Here is a 6,105-nt window from a genome sequence, read left to right as displayed (position 1 = left end):
GATTATTTGAATCCATTGAAAAACTAGAAGCACTGTTACATAAACTGTTAAATGAAGGAGGACTAATTATGAAATGGAACCGAAAAATAAAAAATAAAGGTAACTTAGTTAATGCAGTTTAGATGTCGAACAGCTTATCATCTATAGTTCCTACTATAGAAAGATTCCCGCCACGGCGTTTTATACTGGGGAAAATGTCCAACCCCAGTTTCTTTAGGTTGATCGCGGCGTTCACGTCGCGATCGACCATTAAAGAATGTTGCTCATCCCAATAGTTTCGGATACCGCAATCGGTGAAAATAATTTCATTCCGATAGCACAGAACCATTGAAGTATAAACAGGTTTTTGCGAAATGACGACTGATCCAGCTTTTTCGGCTATGTATTCCAGCGTCTTGAAAAATTGACCAAACGCAGCGTCTAGCCAAGACTTGTTTAGTCCTGATTTTGCTGATTGACCGTTTGGAAGATAAACCCCAGCATCATCTTGCTTAACTTCGTTCCGCTTTGTTAAGCCTTTTAAGTTTAAATCTTCATGGAAAAAGAACTTAGCTCCCGACCTCACCAGCTTGTGAGCCGTCTTATAGTGGAAATCTTGACGAGAACGAGCTATCTTCTGGTGTTGTTTTGCTTCCTTTTTAGCTAATTTGCGTCTAGCCTTAGAGCCACGTTTCCGTTTATTTCGTTTTCTTGAAATACGGTCTAACTTAGCTTGATTTTTACGAAGCGGTTTTAAAGAGGGCAACTTCTCGCCTGACGACGTTGCCAAATAGACATCTTCGTGCAGCACTGCATCCAACCCAATTGAGTTGTCCCAGTTTGGGGTAATTTTGTCGGCTGCGAACTCGGGAACCGAAGAGTCATCGAGCATTATCTGGATAAACCAGCCATCAGCCTTCTTAGTCACACTAACTTGTTTGATGGTAAATCCATCGGAGATTGAGCGGTGCTTCCGAACTTTCACGACACCTAATTTCGGCAATCGGATGTAAATCCAATTCTTACGAACCAATTTAATCCAATCGTTGTTAGCCGTAGAAAAGGTCATCGTCCTGTAATCCGCTTCAGTCTTAAATCGGGGTTTACCCGATCTTCCGCCCTTACTATCCCCTACTATAAATCGCTCAAAGGCTTTATCTACTCGCTTAGAAACATCTTGCAGGATAGTTGAATCTACCTGCTTAAAATCCAAGAGTTCCCCACTATGGAAAACTTTTACCAAGTCTTTCTTGATGATGGGCAATTGTTGTTTTTGCGAGTAGTAAGCTGTCACGCATTTAAATTGCATATTCAGGGCGGGCGAGACGCCCACCCCACAAGACTTAGATTGTTTGTTGACATTCTATTTAAATGCTCAACAGCTTAGTTGGGCTTTTCTCGGGGTGCAGAGATACTAGCAATCAATGGACAAGCATTTACAGTGGTACGGTTCATCTCCCACCAATCAAATCGCTCGCCCAACTGCCGATTATACCAATAACGACAAATCCTCAACCAGTGGTTGAGGGTTAACTTTTGACTGGTGTCGGGACAGAACTGATACTGGTATGTTGTCTTCATTGCGCTACGACCTTTACGCATTTATTTAGTGTAAAAATACCAGGACATACTGCACTATGTCAAGCAATTAAATAATTATATCGAACAACAAGATTGACCTGTTAAATAAAGATACTTGTTGTGCTTTGATGTCGTCATCCACCTTTTCATTACTCCAAGCTGTGCTTGTGAGGTCATGAAAAGGTGGAATCCTCGTTTCACGCGCCTCTCATCCTACACTAACCGAAGTGGTATAGTGTGGGGTTTCCCGTCTGGCTAGCTAAAATGAGCGATCGGCGGGGATGCTACCCATATAAATTGTCTGTTATGGCAGAGGGGAGATGGTCCTTTGTGGGGGAGTGTCTGAGGGAGAAAGTGGGGGAGTGAAAGATGAAGAAAATATTTCCTTCTTGCTTCTTCCCTCTTGCTTCTTCCCTCGAACCTCTTCCTTGTTCAACATCCGATATTAATCGCCGACTTCCCCGACAACCTCCGCAGCAGCCTGAGTTTCGAGCCAGAGTTTGAGCAGCAAGAGCTCGGCCCGATCGCCCAACAAAGTCGCAAACACGCCGTCAGCCCCCTCAGAGGCGTCAGAAATCCATGTACCGCGCAGAGTCACTTCTACAAAGTCAGCATCAGCAACACAAAGGTCGATCGCATCGTTGTCGTCTCGGCGCACCTCAGATTCCAACAGAGACAGCGCCGCCAAATTCGCGGGCAGCAAAAATGCTGCAGTGCTCGGTTCGACGCTGATGCTTTGACCAACTCGCATAGCCAGCACAACTCGCAGCGCCACTAACTGTTCGGGAGATTGAGCCAAACGCTCTAGGTTAAAGCCCGTTTCAGTGTAAGTCAACTTCAGCATATTGACAGCCCTAAATTTGGAATTGAAAGTTAAAAATTGAAAGTTGAAAATTGGTAATCGGGAATTGGGAATTGGGCATCGGGCATCGGGCATCGGGAATTGGGCATCGGGAATTGGGCATCGGATATGTCGGAATGAAAAGTTTGCGGTTCCGACCTAAAATCCTTTTCAATTACAGGACGGAATTAGCTATTAACTATTAGCTATTACCAATTACCAATTACCTGTTTGGCCTGTTTGGCCTGTTTGGCCTATTCCCCATCCCCTATTCCCCAATTTGGTATTCGTGCCAAAAAAGTTCGGCAAAAGCAACAGTGGGGTGTATAGGAGCCTTCGGCTTAGTTCGCAGAGACATTCCAGCTTCTATGGGAGTTCGTGAGCCCTTACGAGAGTTGCACCGTTCGCAAGCAGTCACCACGTTGTCCCAAGTATGCGAGCCGCCCTTCGATCGAGGCATGACGTGATCCAGCGTCAAATGTCGGTTGCTACCGCAGTATTGGCAAGAATGAGCGTCGCGGCGCAGAACTTCCCGGCGATTGACCGGGGGCACTTTCCACAGGCGTTCCCTGTTACCAAAAGTCAAGCGGATTTGTTCGGGTACGTGGATGCTGGTGCTGGGCGATCGCACCAGCCAGCCGTTGCCGATGCTAAAATCCAGAGGTTCAGCCTTGCCTGTTACCAAAAGTACGATCGCCCGTTTGATGTTGACACGGCTCATCGGTAGGTAGTTCTGAGAAAACACCACTACAGATTGCCTCAATACATCAGTTACTACGGTCATGGCTTGCTCCTCCTCATTTGGATTTTGGATTTTGGATTTTAGATTTTAGATTTGGGATTTGGGATTTGGAATTTTCGGTGCAACGCCTGCATTGGCTATATCTAGTTTTTGCGAGTTCCCCAAGCCTTTGGGAATTTCTCAAATATCCAATCAAATGCCCCCGCTTCTCTTACTTAGAAGCGGGGGCTAGAAAAACTGCTAAAGGCAAATTTTCATCCTGTGTTGGTACAGTCGTTTAGCTGTACCTCCCGCTTCGCGTATCTCGATGTGGCTGTGCCAATCGCTGACCCTCCTGGTCTACCTCGTGGTAATTTATTTCTGCCATTTGTCCTAATTCACTATAACCGGGTTTAATTAGGCCAGAGCCCGCCCACGAGGTCGGTGCGACTGTCGTAAAACCCGTGCTCAAGACGTGCCATAACGACTCGGAGCGACCCCTGGGGCGATCGCACTTCAGTTGATAGGTGGAGTAGGTGGGGAGAAATTTCACTGTAGGCAGAAAGTGATTAGAGAGCTTTAAATCTAGCTTTAAACATACTACACTAATATTACACATATGTCCACCCTGTCACGGAGAAAAATTATGCATACCCTACCTAGAACCTCAACCACCGAAATGGAAGTCACCAGCATTCGACTCGAAAGAGAACTCAAAGAGAGACTTAAAGAGCTCGCGGGCAATCAAGGCTATCAAGCTTTGATTCGAGATTTGCTCTGGAATTATGTGCAGCAGAAGTCTGGAGAGTATCGCCAGATGTTTTCTCGATCGGATATTCGAGCTAGCATTAATGCCACAGCACAGCAGGAGGAACGCTGCGCGCTTACAGGAGAGTTGATACGACCAGGCGGACCGATGTTATTAGGCCTGACAATGCACGGCGAAATGGTGCCACTGAGTATGGGGAGTATGGCTGGGTAAACCTGTTTGCCCTTGAATTTGTCAGAGCGATCGGCCTGGGGTGAAGGCCCCAGGCGCTGAAGATAAAATCCCGAAGCATTTAAAGAATATCTATTTAACGAACCGCGAAGACGCGAAGAACGCGAAGGAAGATGGAGAAGAAGATAGGTAATGTCAGCGGTTCGGGAGTCTGGTAACTCAGATGCCGAGGCTCCACAACGCGCTGGCTAGTGCTAAACTTTCCATCGGGCGTGCTGACAGACGATCGTAAATTTGATGGAAAAAATTAAAGTAATGCTGAAAAACCGCTACTTGACTGCTGCGAGTTCGATCGCCCTTCTCACAATTATTACCGGCTGCGCCGCTACTGAATCACCCCAACTTGCATCTCCCTCTCCTGTAGCTGAATCGAACCGGCCGCCTGTTAAACCAAGTCAGCCCTTAATACTCTCTGTTAACAATCCCGAAACCCCCACAAGTACCAAAATCCAGCAATATCTCAACGGGTTGACAGCACAAGGTTTTGCCAAAGAGAACCAAGGCGTCTGGGTGCAATCTGGCAATACTTTACTAGCCAATCATCAAGGTACAGTTCCTCTGTCCGCCGCTTCTATTACCAAAGTAGCAACATCTCTCGTAGCGCTGCAAGAATTCGGGCCGGAACATCAATTCATTACCTTAATTGGTACAAATGGAAAAATAAAAAACGGCGTATTAAAAGGCGACTTAATTGTCCAGGGAAGCGCCGATCCGTTGTTTGTTTGGGAAGAGGCGATCGCCCTCGGTAACGCCTTACATCAAAAAGGCATCAAGCGAGTCACTGGCAATTTGATAATTGTCGATAATTTTTACATGAATTTTGAATTAAATTCCCTCAAATCTGGAGAATTGCTCCAACAAGGCTTGAACAGTGAAATCTGGCCCAGCGAAGCCGCCGCCCAGTATCAAACACTGCCTCCAAATACGCCGAAACCCCAAATAACAATTGAGGGTACTGTCAAAGTTTTGCCAGCACCTCCCAATGACGTGCAGCCTTTAGTCAAACATTATTCTTTGCCCCTTGCCGAACTGATCAAGAAAATGAATCAGTACAGCAACAATCTCATGGCAGATATGCTAGCTGATACTGTCGGCGGCGCTAAAACAGTCGCGCAAAAAGCAGCAGCAGCAACCGGAGTTCCTCCGGCAGAAATTCAACTCGTCAACGGTTCGGGATTGAGCGAAGAAAATCTCATTTCTCCTCGGGCTGCTTGCGCGTTGTTTATAGCTTTAGAACGCTATCTTGAACTTTACAGCATGACAGTTGCTGATGTCTTAACTGTAGTTGGGAAAGATAAAGGAATACTGTCAGAACGGCCGCTTCCCAAATTAGCAGTGGTCAAATCTGGCACTTTGGATAATGTTAGCGCTTTGGGCGGAGCGCTACCAACTCAAAAACAAAAAACAGTGTGGTTTGTGATTATGAATCGCGGGGAAAATGTCGAGACATTTCGCACTCAGCAAGAGGTTTTGCTGAAAAGCTTTTTGAATGAGTGGGGAAGTGTTCAAGTTTCGCCGCCGGAATTAACGCCAAATCCTGCTAGAAATAGTAAGGTATCTCGCAGTGAAATTGTCAATTGATATCAATTCCGGTTGCACCGTCCGTGATTGTTGACTGCTGACTGTTGACTGTTGACTGTTGACGGGCGGGTCGAAAAACTGAATGGTTGAGTGTTAACTGTTGACTCGATTTTATTATTCCGATGCAACCGGAAACGATATGATTTGAGGCTTACGCATGGGGATCCAGAAACCGGTTTTTTTTACAAAAAGACGCGTTGCAACCCGCAAAGAAGGCAAAAAACCCGGTTTCTTTAGGATCGCGAATTAAATAACTTACAATTTTAATTGTTATTGTGGGAGGGGCGTCCCGCCCGTCCTTTTTGGATGGGCGTCCCGCCCGTCCCACAAACTTGTGGAAGTTATTTAATTCTCATTCCTTAGTTGGTAGGGACGCCCATTCCACAAGTTTGTGGGATGGGC

Annotated in this window: 6 protein-coding genes; 2 read left to right on the top strand and 4 right to left on the bottom strand. The window is 46.1% G+C overall.

Going from position 1 to position 6,105, the window contains the following annotated elements; genetic code table 11:
• Positions 1-118 precede the first annotated feature (118 nt).
• The 4 genes from ACUVJL_RS04480 to ACUVJL_RS04465 form a co-directional block, all read right to left on the bottom strand.
• The gene (locus tag ACUVJL_RS04480) at positions 119-1,273 is read right to left on the bottom strand and encodes an RNA-guided endonuclease InsQ/TnpB family protein (RefSeq protein WP_445244753.1); all 1,155 of its coding nucleotides are present in this window, start codon (positions 1,271-1,273) and stop codon (positions 119-121) included.
• Between the two features lie 89 nt (positions 1,274-1,362).
• Positions 1,363-1,560: a helix-turn-helix domain-containing protein gene (locus tag ACUVJL_RS04475; RefSeq protein ID WP_445244752.1), complete on the bottom strand. Its 198-nt coding sequence runs from the start codon at positions 1,558-1,560 to the stop codon at positions 1,363-1,365.
• Positions 1,561-2,005: 445 nt separating this feature from the next.
• Positions 2,006-2,404: an alr0857 family protein gene (locus ACUVJL_RS04470; protein ID WP_445244751.1), complete on the bottom strand. Its 399-nt coding sequence runs from the start codon at positions 2,402-2,404 to the stop codon at positions 2,006-2,008.
• A 265-nt stretch (positions 2,405-2,669) separates the two neighbouring features.
• Entirely contained in the window at positions 2,670-3,185 is a 516-nt protein-coding gene (locus ACUVJL_RS04465; RefSeq protein ID WP_445244750.1) for an HNH endonuclease, read from the bottom strand.
• Positions 3,186-3,768: 583 nt separating this feature from the next.
• Between ACUVJL_RS04465 and ACUVJL_RS04460 the strand changes: the two genes are divergently transcribed.
• Positions 3,769-4,104, top strand: coding sequence for a ribbon-helix-helix domain-containing protein (locus tag ACUVJL_RS04460; RefSeq protein WP_332954753.1), 336 nt, complete (start codon positions 3,769-3,771; stop codon positions 4,102-4,104).
• 255 nt (positions 4,105-4,359) lie between these two features.
• Positions 4,360-5,703 carry a D-alanyl-D-alanine carboxypeptidase gene (locus ACUVJL_RS04455; protein ID WP_445244749.1) on the top strand — a complete coding sequence of 448 codons (1,344 nt, stop codon included), beginning with the start codon at positions 4,360-4,362 and terminating at the stop codon, positions 5,701-5,703.
• Positions 5,704-6,105 lie beyond the last annotated feature (402 nt).

Source organism: Microcoleus sp. OTE_8_concoct_300 (assembly GCF_031383065.1).
GTDB lineage: Bacteria > Cyanobacteriota > Cyanobacteriia > Cyanobacteriales > Microcoleaceae > Microcoleus.
This window is presented reverse-complemented; position numbering and strand designations above follow the sequence as displayed.

Bases quoted from the DNA above. Each gene is read 5' to 3' on its own strand.
- ACUVJL_RS04475 (WP_445244752.1), bottom strand. From the start codon at position 1,560: ATGAAGACAACATACCAGTATCAGTTCTGTCCCGACACCAGTCAAAAG.
- ACUVJL_RS04465 (WP_445244750.1), bottom strand. From the start codon at position 3,185: ATGACCGTAGTAACTGATGTATTGAGGCAATCTGTAGTGGTGTTTTCT.
- ACUVJL_RS04460 (WP_332954753.1), top strand. From the start codon at position 3,769: ATGCATACCCTACCTAGAACCTCAACCACCGAAATGGAAGTCACCAGC.
- ACUVJL_RS04455 (WP_445244749.1), top strand. From the start codon at position 4,360: ATGGAAAAAATTAAAGTAATGCTGAAAAACCGCTACTTGACTGCTGCG.
- ACUVJL_RS04470 (WP_445244751.1), bottom strand. From the start codon at position 2,404: ATGCTGAAGTTGACTTACACTGAAACGGGCTTTAACCTAGAGCGTTTG.